13 protein-coding genes are annotated in these 15,084 nt (G+C 25.7%); 9 read left to right on the top strand and 4 right to left on the bottom strand.

Annotation, left to right across the window (positions count from 1 at the left end; genetic code table 11):
• The first annotated feature begins 6 nt into the window (after nucleotides 1–6).
• The 5 genes from LXD69_RS10000 to LXD69_RS09980 all read left to right on the top strand — a co-directional run bounded on the left by LXD69_RS10000 (nucleotide 7) and on the right by LXD69_RS09980 (nucleotide 4,326).
• On the top strand, nucleotides 7–1,008 hold the full coding sequence (locus LXD69_RS10000) for a cyclic GMP-AMP synthase DncV-like nucleotidyltransferase (protein WP_246915050.1): 1,002 nt from the start codon (nucleotides 7–9) through the stop codon (nucleotides 1,006–1,008).
• Entirely contained in the window at nucleotides 998–1,633 is a 636-nt protein-coding gene (locus LXD69_RS09995; RefSeq protein WP_246915047.1) for a hypothetical protein, read from the top strand. The genes LXD69_RS10000 and LXD69_RS09995 overlap by 11 nt, the downstream gene beginning before the upstream one ends.
• Nucleotides 1,634–1,720: 87 nt before the next feature.
• The gene (locus LXD69_RS09990; protein ID WP_246915044.1) at nucleotides 1,721–2,983 is read left to right on the top strand and encodes a DNA cytosine methyltransferase; all 1,263 of its coding nucleotides are present in this window, start codon (nucleotides 1,721–1,723) and stop codon (nucleotides 2,981–2,983) included.
• A gap of 39 nt (nucleotides 2,984–3,022) precedes the next feature.
• Nucleotides 3,023–3,766, top strand: coding sequence for a SinI family restriction endonuclease (locus tag LXD69_RS09985; RefSeq protein ID WP_246915041.1), 744 nt, complete (start codon nucleotides 3,023–3,025; stop codon nucleotides 3,764–3,766).
• Nucleotides 3,767–3,768: 2 nt separating this feature from the next.
• Complete coding sequence (locus LXD69_RS09980; RefSeq protein WP_246915038.1) at nucleotides 3,769–4,326, top strand: hypothetical protein; 558 nt, start codon at nucleotides 3,769–3,771, stop codon at nucleotides 4,324–4,326.
• Between the two features lie 232 nt (nucleotides 4,327–4,558).
• Here LXD69_RS09980 and LXD69_RS09975 read toward each other — a convergent pair whose 3' ends face one another.
• From LXD69_RS09975 to LXD69_RS09965, 3 genes are read right to left on the bottom strand one after another with little or no spacing between them, the layout of a single operon-like run.
• Nucleotides 4,559–6,652 (bottom strand): RNA-directed DNA polymerase, encoded by a 2,094-nt coding sequence (locus tag LXD69_RS09975; protein WP_246915035.1) that lies wholly within the window; start codon nucleotides 6,650–6,652, stop codon nucleotides 4,559–4,561.
• Nucleotides 6,653–6,689: 37 nt separating this feature from the next.
• Entirely contained in the window at nucleotides 6,690–9,359 is a 2,670-nt protein-coding gene (locus LXD69_RS09970) for a DEAD/DEAH box helicase (RefSeq protein WP_246915032.1), read from the bottom strand.
• Complete coding sequence (locus LXD69_RS09965) at nucleotides 9,352–10,350, bottom strand: Hachiman antiphage defense system protein HamA (RefSeq protein ID WP_246915029.1); 999 nt, start codon at nucleotides 10,348–10,350, stop codon at nucleotides 9,352–9,354. The genes LXD69_RS09970 and LXD69_RS09965 overlap by 8 nt, the downstream gene beginning before the upstream one ends.
• Before the next feature lie 228 nt (nucleotides 10,351–10,578).
• Here LXD69_RS09965 and LXD69_RS09960 point away from each other — a divergent pair, with 228 nt between their 5' ends.
• A complete protein-coding gene (locus tag LXD69_RS09960) occupies nucleotides 10,579–11,730 on the top strand; it encodes a site-specific integrase (protein WP_246915026.1) in 1,152 nt (383 codons plus the stop codon).
• On the opposite strand, the gene LXD69_RS09955 is transcribed toward LXD69_RS09960, so the two are convergent.
• Nucleotides 11,727–11,960: a helix-turn-helix domain-containing protein gene (locus tag LXD69_RS09955; RefSeq protein ID WP_246915023.1), complete on the bottom strand. Its 234-nt coding sequence runs from the start codon at nucleotides 11,958–11,960 to the stop codon at nucleotides 11,727–11,729. The genes LXD69_RS09960 and LXD69_RS09955 overlap by 4 nt on opposite strands.
• Nucleotides 11,961–12,059: 99 nt before the next feature.
• Here LXD69_RS09955 and LXD69_RS09950 point away from each other — a divergent pair, with 99 nt between their 5' ends.
• The 3 genes from LXD69_RS09950 to LXD69_RS09940 all read left to right on the top strand — a co-directional run bounded on the left by LXD69_RS09950 (nucleotide 12,060) and on the right by LXD69_RS09940 (nucleotide 14,543).
• Nucleotides 12,060–13,040 (top strand): hypothetical protein, encoded by a 981-nt coding sequence (locus LXD69_RS09950; protein WP_246915020.1) that lies wholly within the window; start codon nucleotides 12,060–12,062, stop codon nucleotides 13,038–13,040.
• 143 nt (nucleotides 13,041–13,183) lie between these two features.
• Complete coding sequence (locus tag LXD69_RS09945; RefSeq protein WP_246915017.1) at nucleotides 13,184–13,519, top strand: helix-turn-helix domain-containing protein; 336 nt, start codon at nucleotides 13,184–13,186, stop codon at nucleotides 13,517–13,519.
• Nucleotides 13,503–14,543, top strand: coding sequence for a hypothetical protein (locus LXD69_RS09940; protein WP_246915014.1), 1,041 nt, complete (start codon nucleotides 13,503–13,505; stop codon nucleotides 14,541–14,543). Before LXD69_RS09945 ends, LXD69_RS09940 begins: the two co-directional genes overlap by 17 nt.
• Nucleotides 14,544–15,084: the final 541 nt, after the last annotated feature.

The following is a 15,084-nucleotide window of genomic DNA, read 5'->3' as shown; positions in this document are numbered from 1 at the left end:
GAGATTATGGCAACTTTAAATAAAGAATACATAGAATTTGATAAAGAAATCAAGTTAAATGAGAATAAAAAACTTGATTTGAAAAGAAGTAGAAAAAATATTAGAAAAAATATTCAAAAGTGGTTTAAAGATAATAAACCTAATGAATTACAACCCAAATTTCATGGGCAAGGTTCTTTTGAAATGAACACTGGTAATAATCCAATTATTGAATATGATTCAGATGGAAATAAAATTTATAAATATGACTTGGATTATGGAGTATATTTTATTGAAAATGAAGGAGAAGATAACAAACGTAATATTGATACTTGGCATGACTGGGTTTATCAATCTGTAGAAAATTATACTAATCAAAAGCCTATTAGAAAAAACACTTGCATTAGAGTAGTTTTTTCTGACGGACACCATATTGATTTACCTATATACTACAAAAATGGAGATGTAATTGAAATTGCTCATCGTTCTAAAGGATGGTGTTTAAGTGACCCAAAATCATTTTACGAATGGTTTAATGAAGAGAAAAAGAATAAAAATAGACTTGAGTCAATAGTTAGATGTTTAAAAGCTTGGAAAAATTTTAGAGAATTAAATAATACCAATTTAAAATTACCTAGCGGATTTGAATTAACTATTCTTGCAACTAATAATTATGTTGATAAAGATAATTTAGATGATTCCTTTAGAGAAACTGTTAGGACGGTTTTGTCAAAATTAAATGAAAAATTTGAATGTTTGAGACCAACAACGCCAGTGAATGAAAATGTATTTGAAACTTATTCTGAAACTAGAAAAAAAGATTTCTTGACTACATTAGAAAGTTTGCTTAAAGATTGTGATAAAGCTAAAGAAGAGAAAAATTATAAGAAAGCTTCTGAAAGGTTAAGGAGTTATCAGTTTGGAGATAGATTTCCTCTTGGCGCTGATAAAGATGAAGAAAATCAAAGTAATAAATTACATAGTGCTTTGGGAAGTTCATTAATAACACCAAAACCGTATGGATATTGAAAATCAAGTAAAAGAAGTTTTAACTTTTTTTAAGGGTTTAACATATAATGAAGTTGAAAAAAAAATTATTGGTAGAATTTATATTCTAAATGAGGATTATTACGAAGTTGAAATTAATTTTACTGATTTTCCAAATTCATTACCTGTAGTTAAAGAATTACTAACAAGAATACCTATAAAAGCTGATAGACATACCTATACAGATAATGGAAGTTTGTGTTTCACGACTAGAGCAAATGCTGAAATCCTTTTAAAGACTAAAATAAAGACATTAAAAGATTTTATTAATCATATTTTAATACCTTATTTGAGAAACAATTCTTATTATGAAATTCATAACAAATACTTTAGTAATGAATATTCACATGGAACTTTAGGAGTAATGGAATCTTATAAAGATATTTTAATGATTAATGATAATTATAAAATTGCTCGGTTGATTTTGGATAGAATTGAAGGAAGAAATTTGAAATTTAAAGATTTGTGTTATTGTAATTCAAATTTACCATTAAAGAAGTGTAAAAATGGTAAACATGAAAAAGCATATAGAACTTTTAAATTGATAAGTTCTGATACTTTAACAAATGATTTAGTTAAAATAATTGAGTTTTTGAAGTTAGATTAAGCCAAGTTTTCACTTGGCTTTTATTTTAATCAAGATAATAAAAAAGTTGAGCTTTCTAAAAAAATAAAAAAATTATACCTTTACGGAATGGTAAAAGAAGTAATTGAAGATAGAATTTCTAAAATAAAATTGAATAAAAATGAATTGACTACACTTTCATTTTTTTCAGGTGCTTTAGGTTTAGATATTGGTTTAGAAAAAGAGGGTTACAATATTGTTTTAGCTTGTGAATTTGATAAAGCTTGTAGAAATACTATAACGCTAAATAAACCTGAAATTGGTTTAATTGGAGATATAAGAAACTATTCAGCCGAAGAAATAATTAAATTTTCTGGATTAAAAAATAAAAATCAAGTTGATGTTATAGTAGGCGGTCCACCTTGTCAGGCATTTAGTACTGCTGGTAAACGATTGGGTTTTGCTGATTCTCGTGGAAATGTTTTCTTAAAATATTTAGAAGTTATTGAAGAAATCTCACCTAAATATTTTGTAATAGAAAATGTTAGAGGATTAATGTCTTCTATTCTCCAAATTGATGAAAAAGATTCTATAATTGAGCAAATACCTGATTGTATTTTAAACGAAAAAGGTTCTTCTTTATACTATGTTATTAAGAGATTAGAAAGTGCTGGATATAACATTAATTTTGATTTGTATAATTCAGCGAATTTTGGAACTCCACAAATTAGAGAAAGAGTTGTAATTATTGGAACTAAAGGAGATAAAAAGATAAATAGATTAACTCCAACTCATACAGAAAATGGGGAATTTGGATTACCTAAATGGCAAAATTTAAAAGACGCTTTTAATTCACTTAATGGTATTAAAAATCATGAGTTTATTACTTATTCTGATAAAAGAAAAAAATTATACGAAAACCTAAAAAGTGGTCAAAACTGGAGAGATTTGCCTTTAGATTTACAAATGGAAGCTTTAGGAAAAGCTTTTTTTCTAGGAGGAGGTAAAACAGGTTTTATGAGAAGATTAGATTTGAATAAACCATCTCCAACTGTAGTAACTAATCCTGCTATGCCAGCCACGGATTTATGTCATCCTACCGAAATTAGACCTTTGAGTGTTGAAGAATATAAAGCTATACAACAATTCCCTATTGATTGGATTTTGGCTGGTAATTCTTCGGATAAATATAAACAGATAGGCAACGCCGTTCCTGTTGGATTAGGTCAAGCTATTGGTAGAGAAATAAAAAATCATTTAAAAAATATTGATAATAAAGATTTTGAAAACTTTAAGCATTCAAGATACCTTAACACTAAATATGAAGACTTTATTAAAAAGTTTGAAAAACTGAATATTCCCAAAGAAGTAACTTACTCCCTATTTGATTAATTATCGAATTATTCATACATTGGCTAAAAATATTTGCCGATGGATAATAAAGTAAAATTTGATGATAAATTAGACAAAATTTTCACTTACGCTAAAGAATATTTAGGAAATTTACCTAAAGATATTGAAGTCGTTTTAAAAACGGCTTTTAGTGACGTGAAAAATTTGCCAACTCTTGGGTATAACGCCAAAAAAACTAATGATTATAACGATGTAATTTCTTTAAAAGAATACGTTGTAAAGTTTGTTGATAAATATACTAAAGGTTTTGAAAATAGACCATCGGTAAGAACTGGAAATAGTTCTAAAACTTTTCCTGATCCAATTGTTGGAAAAATACTATCAATTAGAATAAATACTATAAATAACAATGATTTAAAAAAAATCGTTGATGGACATAGTTTACAAATGTCTATTGAAAATATTGTTGGGGATTTACTTGAGGAATATTTATCATTGAGATTAGCCGATTTAGGTTGGTATTGTTGTTGGGGAAGTTCTATTGATGCAGTTGATTTCTGTAATGAAAAAGGAGAACTACTTCAAATTAAAAATAGTGATAATTCCGAAAATAGTTCATCTAGTAGAGTAAGAAATGGTACTCAAATAATGAAATGGGCTAGAAGAAAATCTACTAAAGAAAATACTTTTTACTGGGAAGATTTAATTGCTTTAACTGGAGCTAAAAATATTTCCGAAGAGGATTTTGTAAAGTTCGTAAGTGCTACAATAGAAAAAAATCCTGCTTGTATTTATGTCGCTAATGAAGAAATGTATAAATGAAGATGGCGTACAAGCAATATAATAAAGATGGTATTGAAATTACCCCGCAAGATTTACAAAATAAAACACTTTGGTGTAAAGATGGTGAAAAAATTGAAGAAGCTTTTGTAGATAAATTTGGGGAGAAATTAGATTTAATCATTAACCCAGAAAAAGTTAATAATCCTTATGCTCCTGACTTATTAAAATCGAATTTATACATAGCGGATTTAAAAACTCAAAATACTCCATTTTTTAAAGCTAATGATTTATATGGTATTGACCCTACTTATGCGGTAGTATTTAATAGAAAAGATGCTGAAAGATATTGGAAAAACTACAGAGAAATAATTATATATTTTTGGGTAGAATGGCATTCTGTAAAATTTGAGATGGGAAATTTAGTTAAGGAGGTAGAATTTTTAAATGGAGTTTGGAGTATTAAATTTTTAGATTTGGTTGAATTGTTAAAAGTAGCTCCTGAACATATGTATCAACAACGAGTTAATGACACTAAAGGTAATGCCAAAGGGAGTTTTGTTTTGGATATAAGAAATAATGCTTTTGAAAGATTAATTTAAAATTGATTTTCCCCTAATTATTCCCCTTGAATAATTTACAATTTATAAAAATGTAGTAAATTTGTGGAGTGAAGGCTTAAAGTTACGACCCTGTCGAGGTCACAACATAAGGCATAAAATGAGTCTTTAAAGACAAGAAAACCTCGGGATTACCGAGGTTTTTTTATTTTATCTAATTAGATAATATTATCAAATAATGTTATTTCTATTACCCCCATTGTTACCCCTAAATTTAAAATCCCCTAAATTCACACAATTCTTTAATAGCTAATTTTTGCTTTTCAAATAATTCTTTAAACTCTGAAACATTAATTCTTATCCTAATGTTACCATGTTTATCATAGGGGTGTGCTTCAGTTTTTTGGTTTCTCTTTTCATTAATTTCAATCCAATATGTATTACATAATGGTAATTTATCATCTATAATTTTAGAATCTAAATTTACACCGTATTCTTTTGTTTTTTTTGTTATTGACAACCTTTCACAGATTTTATCAAAAACTAAATTATTAAAACTATTCAAGTTTAATAAAGATTTAGATGGGTCATTATTAACTGTTTTTATAAAAAGTAAAAAAGATGTTCTTAATTCTTCATATTCCTTGTCGTCTGACCAAAAACCTCTATTAAAAAAAGACTCTGGGTTTTCAACTTCCCATTCGTTTTTTAATGTAAAACAAATTATATCTGATGGTTGGTCGTTAAAAATATCTCTAATAAATTGGTTTTGCTCAGAATTTACTTTAAAATCAATAAAATTAAATGGATTATCAAACAATAAATTAAGTCCTTGTAAAGAAATCATTGGGTTTTTATTTTCTAATAATTTAGTAGCAATAATTTTTCTAGTTACATTATCATCAGAAGTATAATACTTATAGAAATTTAACTCTCTTTGTATAAAATAATTTTCAGAATTATCACTAAGAATTAAAGCTGTTTTTTTGTTGTTAGATAACCAAGCAACCATATAATAATTAACTAACCAATGCCTATGTTTTTCAAATGTATATTTTTTATAGATTTCCTCGTCAAAAGGATAATCAGGAAAATATTTAAAACATAATGCAACTTGATGATTAAATAAAATATGCTCATTTGTAATTATCTCCTTTATAAAGTTTAACACTTCAGCATCTTTAGAAAAATGTTTTTTAAAATAGAATAGAATCCCCTCAAAATGAGTCAAAATTAAATTACTATTTTCTAATAACTTTTTCTTTATTTCTTCATCTAAATTAAGTTTGTATAAAGAAAAACCAATTACTGTTTTATCTAAATATTGTTCAGAAGAAGCTTTATCAAAACACTCTAAAAATCTTTTTTTTAATTTTTTATGCGTTTTGGCTTTTAATTTTTTAGCTTCCTTTCCTTCGGTTTCTTCTTTGTATTCCTTTGTAATGTCAGAAAATTTACTATTCTGAATTTTTAATTCTTCATCTATATCTTTAACCTCTTTTATTAATATTTTACTCCCTTGTGGAATTAAACCTATATCTCTAGATATTAAATCTAAACCCGCAATTAATTTTTGGGAAGTAATTTTATCTTTAGATAGAATTCTAATATCATCAACATATCTTAGATATTTATAATCTAACTTTTTTGTAGTTCTTTTTATTTCACTATCTAAATAAAACATATATAGGTCTGCTAATAAAGGAGAACTAATTGGACCTTGCGGAATACCGTGTTTACTCTTAAATGTTTTATGATTGGAATCTGCCGTCCATGCTTCTAAACAATTGGATAATAAGACTAAAATTTCTTCTTCAATTTTAAAAATATTTTTTAAAATTTCACAAAGTATATTATGGTCAATTGTATCAAAAAAAGATGCAATATCAAATTCACTTAAATATATATATCCATCTTCAAAATGTTCCTTAGAAATTTCATTAAATCTCTTCCATTTCTTTTTCCAAGATTTAAAAAAAAACTTTCTATCCTCACTATTTGCTGTGGATAGGTTTACAACATTTCCAAAAATTATTTTGTCATAATAAGGAGATATAACATCGTAAGAAACGTCGGCAATTATATTTACTAATGATTGGTAAACCAACAAATCAATAAAATTTAGCATAGACAAAGGTCTTACAAAATTGTCTTTTTTGGGAATAAAAATTTTATGACATTTTTCAGGAAAATAAATATCTTGTTTAATATTATTAATAACGGTGTTTATATTGTCATCAAGATACAATTCAAATAATTTTAAATCTTCGTAGTAAATTGTCTTGTATAAACTTCTTCCAGAAGTTTTTAATCTTTCAAATGCAAGTTTAAAATTATCGCTAGAAAGAAATTTTTGGTATTGTGTCATTTTATTAGTTTCTAAAAATTATCTAGGATAATATTTATTATTGTAAATTAATGTTTTGATTTAAAAAATTATTTCTAGAAAGATACTTATTATAAATTGGCTCAATTCCAATTATAAAATCTTTATTTTTCATCCAAACTAAAACATCTATATCATTTTTAGCATCTTCTGTTTTACTAAAAATTTTATTAATTTTTAAAGCTATCGTTCTAGGCACTCCACTTGTAATTAATCTGATTGTCACCTTGTCTTGTGTCCCAAGTTCAAGATGTATTGGCAATGCTAAAGTAAGTTTGTATAATTCTTTTTCTTCTTCATTTAAAATCTCCTCTAAAATATCAGAAAGTAACTTTATATATTTTAACATTACAAAAGTTATTATCTTAGAGTTAATTTTTATAACATCTTTTATAACTTTATTAATTTCCCTAACATCATTTCTATCAATTCTAAAATTTTCATGTACTCTTTCACTAGAAATATAATCAATCCTAGACATAATCAATTCTTTTATGCTCTTTCCTTGTATCCAGTTAATAGAATTTATACAAATTCCAGATGGATATATAGAGATACTATCCTTTCTAAAAATTTCCTCTGTAATTCCAAAAATATCATTCAATCTAGTAATAATAGAATCTAATTGCCAATAAAAACTATTATTCTCATAATTAATTTCTACTGCTCGAACTCTTGTATATTTTTCAAATAAATTAGAATTGTTTTTTGCATTTATAACCCATTTTTTTATTCCGTCATTTTGTATTTTTTTATACAATTCATTTTGTAAAATTGGGTCAATAGAAGGATTCTTTTTTATAACTCTTAGTGGCAATTTAAAATCTTCAAAAGAGTTTTTCATTATTTCAACAGCTTTATTAATCTGTGATTCAGAAAAACCTTTTTTAGTTAAAAAGTTAACTAAATTATCTTCATTATGTAAATATTTATGTCTTAATGTATTTACTAAATTTTTAATTTTCCCATCGTCAATATTTAGGGTCGAACTACCTAAATCTTCAAGATTAATGTTTTTTAGATTTCTAGTTATTGAAGTTACTACTTCTTTGTGATAATCTGCTTCATAATAATTCTCAGCCCAACTATTAGTTTCACTAGTTATACAAAAAATACTTCCATAAAGAGAATTTTTTAATCTACCTGCCCTCCCAATTAGGTTTCCAAATTCAAAATTACTTAACGGTATTTTATCTTTATTAGGTTTTAAAATAAATAAATTATCCGCAGGAAGATTAACACCTTCTAATAAAGTAGAAGTACAAAATAAAGTTTTTATTAGACCTTTTTCAAATAATGTTTCGATTTCCTTTCTAACAAATTCTGGTAATGTCCCATGATGGAAACCAATACCTTTTTGTAAACATAAAATTAGATTATATTTTGGATGTATATCTTCTTTTAAATAATTTATTAAATCTCTAATTTCAGGTTCAATTTCATTTTGTTCAACTTGTTCATTAGCAAATTTAAGTGCCCATATTTCTGCATAATCACCTCGATATGCATAAATTAAATTACTTGAATTGGGGTCTTTTATTAAATTAGATAATATTAAAGAGATAGCATTTCCGATATTAGAATTAAATATTTTTTTTATACTACTAATCTCAATAGCATTTTCAACTTTAAAAGTTCTTTTTTCTGATGTATAAATAGTAAACCCTAAACTATTTTCATCTAAACTGATTATTGTTTTTAATTGGAAAACGGGAGATAATTCAGAAGATACAACTTCACTTTCCTTGTTAAATAAATCGGAATATAATTTGTTAGGATTAAGAATGTTTGGTCCCGCAGTAATAATTTTAGTCTTCGGAAGAGTTTTGGAAAATTCTTCAAAAACATATTCAAACAAATTTCCTCTACCATATTCATCTTCAACACCTTGAATTTCATCTATAAAAATTAAATTAGGCAATAATAAAGCCTCCTCTGAATTAATTATTTTTATAGCCCTTTCAGGAGTAATAACATAAATTACTTTTTTAGAAATTTCAGTTTCTTCTTCTATGTATGCTGTTTTTATTTCTACATTATTTAAATCTAATCTTAACTCCTCTGTAACTTGGTTAATTAATGCTCTAGAAGGTACTATATAGAAAACAATATATTCTTCATTTTCATAGAATTGCTCTTCAATATACTTTTTAATAATAAATGACTTACCAGATGATGTTGGAGCAGATATAGAAACATAATTAGAGGATAGTAAATTTTTAAAAAGATTACTCTGAAAATCTGTAACTAAGTAATAATTTTCATTTATCTTAATTAAATTTTCAACCCTCTTGTTTAATAGTTCTTTTTCTAAATAAACGTCTTCATTAAAATTTGCTATTTGTTCTAAAGGATTATCGCTATCATTAGAAAAAATTGGTTTTAAAAATTTTGTAGCTGTAAGATTCCCTACTCTAGAAAATAAAACATAACAGCTTTTTAAAATTTCAACATCATTTTCAAAATTTAAAAAAAGTAAAATGGCAATTTCTTGTGCTTTTTTTTGATGTTTAAAATCATAACTTAATGCAATAATAGACGAGAGCCAAATTAATTTCCTTAATTCTACTTTCTCAAAATTATAAATAGGTTTTTTACCTATTTTAGAATAAAATACATTAACAACAAGTTTTTCAATAGACTCATTAAGAAATGTATTATTATATACTTTTTCTAAATTTTTATTCACTTTTTTTTCTGTAAGGTGCTTTATGAATCTTATAATACATTCCGTCTCTAAACGAATCTATATTGTTAAAAGGAAAAATAAAGAAATCTAAAAAGCATTTTTTCATCGCATCACTTTCATCAACTTTAGCTTTAATTTTTTCTATAAATTTCTTTTCCTCATTAACCATAAAATCTTTTATTAACTCCTCTAATTTATCTTTAGAAGTTGCTCTTTCTTCAAAAGTATTAATCCTATCTGTATTATACATAATTAAAATAGGGTGTACATATACTTGATCCCTAAATTCATCTGTTCCTGGTGTTAGTCTATTAAACACTTCTTCAAAATCAATATCAGTTGAATCTTCATCAATAAATAAATTTTCATTAGCAACTATAAACTCCATTGTATTAACTTCAGATTGCACTTCAGAATTGTAAAATCTAGACAACGATTCAAATGCATTATCTACAGCACTACTAAAACCTTGCTCTATTTTAGATTCACCAATCAATAGAGCATTAGTAAAATTTTCATCCTCTGTTTCGTAATATCCTAAAAAGATTCCATCTCCGCCTTTAACTTGGTCTACACTATTAGATAAAGATTTTATCTTATGGGCAACCATTTTACATTTTAAAATACTTTCAACTAATGCAAACAGTAATAATTCTCCATATTTGCCATCAGTTTGTGGGTTTTTATCTCCAAAAAAAACTAGAGCTTTATCTTTTAAAGATTCATCGAGTCTTTTACTTCCACTTTCTTCTCCAAACTTTGCTTTTAAAGACTTTAATTCTGTTTTTTTAGAAGATTCACTATGCACATAATCTTTCAGAAAATAGCTTAATTCATCAATTAAATCATCAGGTTTAAATGTTATACCAGTTACTTTTGGTGTATAACCTCTAACAGTTATTTTAAAATCTTTGTTTTTAAAATGACTCATTAATTGTCTATCTACCCAACTAGAATCAATTTTTATTGTTTTTTCCCAATCAATTTTCATTCTTAATAAAAAATAAGCCAACAATTTAATGAATCTCTATCTTTTTTAGTAAGATAATTCACAAAATGTTATCAAAAAAAAGCGTTAAATAAATGTTAAAAAATAAATTTAAAAACATGAATATCAAATACTTATCTTTTTTTGTAAGAATTTACAACGTAATTTTGCTTCAAGAAAATGTGACTGCCTGCTATTAAGTAAGTATGTACAAATAAAAAAATTAAAATTATGAATCAAAGTTTTTCTGTAAAAGCAATCCTAAGAACCGACAAAAAAAGAAAAGACGGTTTGTGTCCAATTCATTATCGAGTAATTATAGATAAGAAAACAATTAAACTAACTTCTGGAGAGTACGAATTAGAATCTAATTGGAACAAAAAAGATGGTCTTGTAAAAGGCTCTAAAACAAGTCAAATTAATTGTCTTTTAGATAGTCAAGTTGCAATGCTAAAAGACTTTCTAAGACAACAAAAATCTATTAGTACTACTCTATCTACAGATTTAGTAAAAGCATTTTATTCTAAAGACGATAAAGATGACTTCTTTGTAGCATATGATACATTTTGCAAAAGAAAATTTAAAGAGGTTTCATTAGGAACTCAAAAACATTATTTACTATTAAAAAAGCGTATCGAACAATATCGACCAAATTTAAAAGTCCAAGATATAGACGTAAGATTTATAGAAAATTTCGACGCTTTTCTTAGGAATAAGAGCGTAATATCTGATGCTGGACTATTCAACCGACACAAGAACTTAAAAGCGTTTATTCGCTTTGCAATTAAGCAAAATCTTTTAAAGAGTAATCCTTATGAAGATTTCAAAATGCCAAAATGCAAACAAAAGTTCGAGCATATAACACAACAAGAATTAAAAAAAATTAAAGAACTAGATCTAACAGGATATAAAAATAATACTGGACTAAGTATAACTTTAGATATGTTTTTGTTTTCTTGTTATACAGGTATGCGTTGTTCCGATGTACAAAATCTTAAATGGTCAAGCATAATTAATATGCAGTATATTAAAATGGATACCCAAAAAACAGGTGCACAATTGGTTATGCCTTTAAGTCGTTTAGCGAAACTTATTTTGATGCGTTACAAAAAATATAAATCTGAATATGTTTTTCCAAAGAGAACAAACGAATGTCTTAATCGTAATCTAAAATTAATTGCGGAGTATTGCGAAATAGATAAAAAGATTACTTTTCACATGGCTAGACATACTTTTGCTACAATATTAGCAGACGAAAATGTAAATCCATTCCATATTGCCAAACTAATGACACATAGTAACATGAAACAAACAATGACCTACGTCAATTCTTCTGCAATTTCTTTAGAGGCTTCTGTAAATAAGATTAATATTTTTAATTAAAAGTCTTTAAAGAATTCTTCTGGTGTAATGTTATGAACATCAAGTAATTTAAAAAAGGTAGTTAATGTAATGTTGCTACCTTTTTCTATTCTCCAATATTGTACTCTATTTAATTCTTTATCGAAAGCAAAGGTTTCTTGACTCTCATAACCAGCTTCTTTTCTTAACTGCTTAAATCTTTTTGCAACCTTTTCTATTTGCGGTAAATATTTGTTTTCTTCTTGTTTCATAATGAATGTGAAATTCCTAAATATTCACACATAAGGTTACCGCACTTATGTATACCGCACTTAAGTAACAATTACTTATATTTGTTCAAAAAACATCAAATGGCAACAGAAAACAGTTCTTATTACGAAAATTGGAAAGAAAAAAATCCAAATAGTACAATTCACGAATTTTACAAACAAAATTCAAACACTTTAAAAGATACAAATAAAACAGAACCTATTATCTATGAAGAAAAAACAAAAAAAAACTACTTCATTATTTTTACAATAGTTGGATTTCTTCTAATAAGTTTGATTGCATTTGTAAGCCCATTAAGAGAAAGTTTAAATTTTACAAACAAAACAAACGAAGAATTAAATTTTACTAATAGAACAAATGAAATTAAACAAATCAAAGAATATGTTGATGGTAGTTTAAATAAACTAATTACAGAAGCATATAACGAATATATTAATGTAAGATTTCCCAATATTACAAATCAAGAAAAAGAGTTTTACAAATTAGAAGCAAAAAAAGACTTAGCAATAATTGCAAATGAAGAATCGGAAAAAATAATGCTAACTGTTAACGAAAATAATCTAAGTTTTAAGGAAGTAAAAAAGGTAATAGATAGTAGCGAATTTCAAAATCATCTTAAACAAGGAATACGAAATAAATATAAAGATAACAACGACCTAGTTACAATAGGAACTAAATCTAATTATCCGTTGCTAAAAACAGATTTAGATTATTGTTACAGAAGCATTTTAGAATATACTAACGATTTACCTTACGATTATTATACAAAAGGTTACTTAAAAAATAATTTAAGTCTAGAAGGATATTTCCACATAACAATACTAATTAAATCCAACTCTAATTCCAATAAAGAAATAACTTCAATAGTATATTTTCAAGAGACAAACCAAAATGAAGAAAAAAACAAAAACTATCTTGTTAGAGAATTTAAAAAAGACGTAAATACAAACGAAAAAGAAGAAATTAACGCAATCTGCGAAGACCTAATTAAAACATCAAAAAAGTATATTTGTGAAAACTTAAATTCTACTTGTAACTTCGAAGAATATTGGGGAGATTAAAACATTTTATTCTTTTTCATTTCAAAAGCTCCCTCAAAAAGGAGGTTTTTTTAACAAAGTTTAACAAAACTTTAACTAAAAATCGCCGAAAAACGGTATCGCGACACAGTTTCTCTTAATATAAATTTTAAACTTTTATTACGATGAAAAATTCAAAGAGAACCAAAGTGGAAATGGCAATATCTATTCTTGCCATAGCAATTCAAAAACAAAATGAAGAGTTTCTAAAATTAGAAATTCAAAAATTAAGAGAAGAGTTAATTAAAGAACTTAATCTTAAAAAAGAGTATTTAACTAAAAACGAAGTTTGCCAAATCTACAAAATTAGCCCAACTACATTAGAACGCTATATAAGAGATGGTCTAAAAGTTTATTCTACAGGAAAATATACAAGTAGAAAGTTTTTAAAGGCAGAATTAGACGATTATCTAGAATACAGAGCTAAATTAAATAGAAGAAATTATGGTAGGCTTAGATAATCTTAGAATAGGCAACGATTTTCATAATCGTTGCCCATTAAATTTAGATGGAATATTAGAAAAAAACTCTAAGAGAGTATCTATTAAAAGCTATAACCATCATCACGAAAATCATACTAGAGCAATTTTAAAAATTTATAAAGAAAATCATTCTAAAGAAAATTACCCTAAAAAGGAGAAATCCAAAAAAGCTTTTCTAAGATTAGAATTTCTACATTTTAAAACACTCTATAGAGTAAGAATAACAAATAGTCTAAGAAAATGGTATTTTGGCATTAATTCAACGCAAGATTTTAATTCTGAAAGTTTGTTAGACTGTTTAAATATTTTATCAGAAATATTAGGCATTCATTTTGAAGAATTATTACAATACAAAATCTATCGAATAGAATTAGGTATTACATTTAAAATAGATTCAGATTATAAATTATTATTGCAAAAACTAAGTAGTCACAGAGATTTTAAAAAATATGGCCATTTCGACAATTGCAGTAGTGTTTATTTTAATGGAGAAAATATAGGTGTTATTTGCTATGACGTTTTACAAAAAATGTTCGATAACAACCAGATTTCTAAGAATGTTTACAATAAACTATCTGAAAAATTTTTCTTTCTTCGGTTAGAATTAAAAATAACAAAAAGAGCTGGTGTTGAATTTGCTAACAAGCATATGTATAACTTAAAAGCTTTATTGGAAAATAGTACTGATGTTTTAAATTATTGGGTAGCGCAAATGCTTAATATAGAAGTCAACGAAGATATTTCTATAGAAGAGATAATAATGCTAAAAAACTTAACTCCTAAAGATTTTGTAGAATTTACTAGCTCTAAATATGCAGAATTAATTACAATGCAAAAAATGAACGCATACATAGATTTAGCTATTATAAATAATCCTAAAAAAAAGTATGCTGTAAAAAATGCATTTAAAAAGAATCTAGAAAAGTGGCGTGTCCATAATAAAACAAGTAACAAAGAATTTTTAGAACAGTTAATTCTTTCTAAGCAGAAACTAATTGTCTGAAAAATAACAAGAAACAGGGTATCAAATTTTAAGATATCCTGTTTTTTTTATAAAATTTAATTCCTTCTTTAAATAATAAAGGTAATCTATATCTAAAATAAGAGTATAACCTCATATAAAATCAATATACAATATCTCTATATACTAACAGCGATTTTTTTTTCGGCGACCATATTATTTCATATCAAAAGCAACCAAATCTTACATATACAACAAGTAAGACATTTTTAAAAAAAATAAATATTACCAAATCATATAATAAACTATAAATAGAGCATAATTACCTTCCTTTATTATTTTTTTATAACATATAAATAAATAGCAAAGCCAATATTCATATGCTAAACAATAAATTTAAGAGAATCAAATCGTAATTTATTAACTTGTATTAAAGTAAAAATTTTAATTGCTAAAATCGTCTATATTAGACTTCACTTCTACCAGATTAAAAAAGAAAAAATTGTTATTATTTTTTCACTCAAATTACTCAAATTACTCAAATTACCCCCAGAGTTACCTCAACAAAAACCAACTCACCCCT

It is taken from the genome of Flavobacterium sediminilitoris, from assembly GCF_023008245.1.
Classification (GTDB): domain Bacteria; phylum Bacteroidota; class Bacteroidia; order Flavobacteriales; family Flavobacteriaceae; genus Flavobacterium; species Flavobacterium sediminilitoris.
This window is presented reverse-complemented; position numbering and strand designations above follow the sequence as displayed.

Coding starts and splice junctions, on each gene's coding strand:
- LXD69_RS10000 (WP_246915050.1), top strand. CDS start 7: ATGGCAACTTTAAATAAAGAATACATAGAATTTGATAAAGAAATCAAG.
- LXD69_RS09995 (WP_246915047.1), top strand. CDS start 998: ATGGATATTGAAAATCAAGTAAAAGAAGTTTTAACTTTTTTTAAGGGT.
- LXD69_RS09990 (WP_246915044.1), top strand. CDS start 1,721: ATGGTAAAAGAAGTAATTGAAGATAGAATTTCTAAAATAAAATTGAAT.
- LXD69_RS09985 (WP_246915041.1), top strand. CDS start 3,023: ATGGATAATAAAGTAAAATTTGATGATAAATTAGACAAAATTTTCACT.
- LXD69_RS09980 (WP_246915038.1), top strand. CDS start 3,769: ATGGCGTACAAGCAATATAATAAAGATGGTATTGAAATTACCCCGCAA.
- LXD69_RS09975 (WP_246915035.1), bottom strand. CDS start 6,652: ATGACACAATACCAAAAATTTCTTTCTAGCGATAATTTTAAACTTGCA.
- LXD69_RS09965 (WP_246915029.1), bottom strand. CDS start 10,350: ATGAAAATTGATTGGGAAAAAACAATAAAAATTGATTCTAGTTGGGTA.
- LXD69_RS09960 (WP_246915026.1), top strand. CDS start 10,579: ATGAATCAAAGTTTTTCTGTAAAAGCAATCCTAAGAACCGACAAAAAA.
- LXD69_RS09955 (WP_246915023.1), bottom strand. CDS start 11,960: ATGAAACAAGAAGAAAACAAATATTTACCGCAAATAGAAAAGGTTGCA.
- LXD69_RS09950 (WP_246915020.1), top strand. CDS start 12,060: ATGGCAACAGAAAACAGTTCTTATTACGAAAATTGGAAAGAAAAAAAT.
- LXD69_RS09945 (WP_246915017.1), top strand. CDS start 13,184: ATGAAAAATTCAAAGAGAACCAAAGTGGAAATGGCAATATCTATTCTT.
- LXD69_RS09940 (WP_246915014.1), top strand. CDS start 13,503: ATGGTAGGCTTAGATAATCTTAGAATAGGCAACGATTTTCATAATCGT.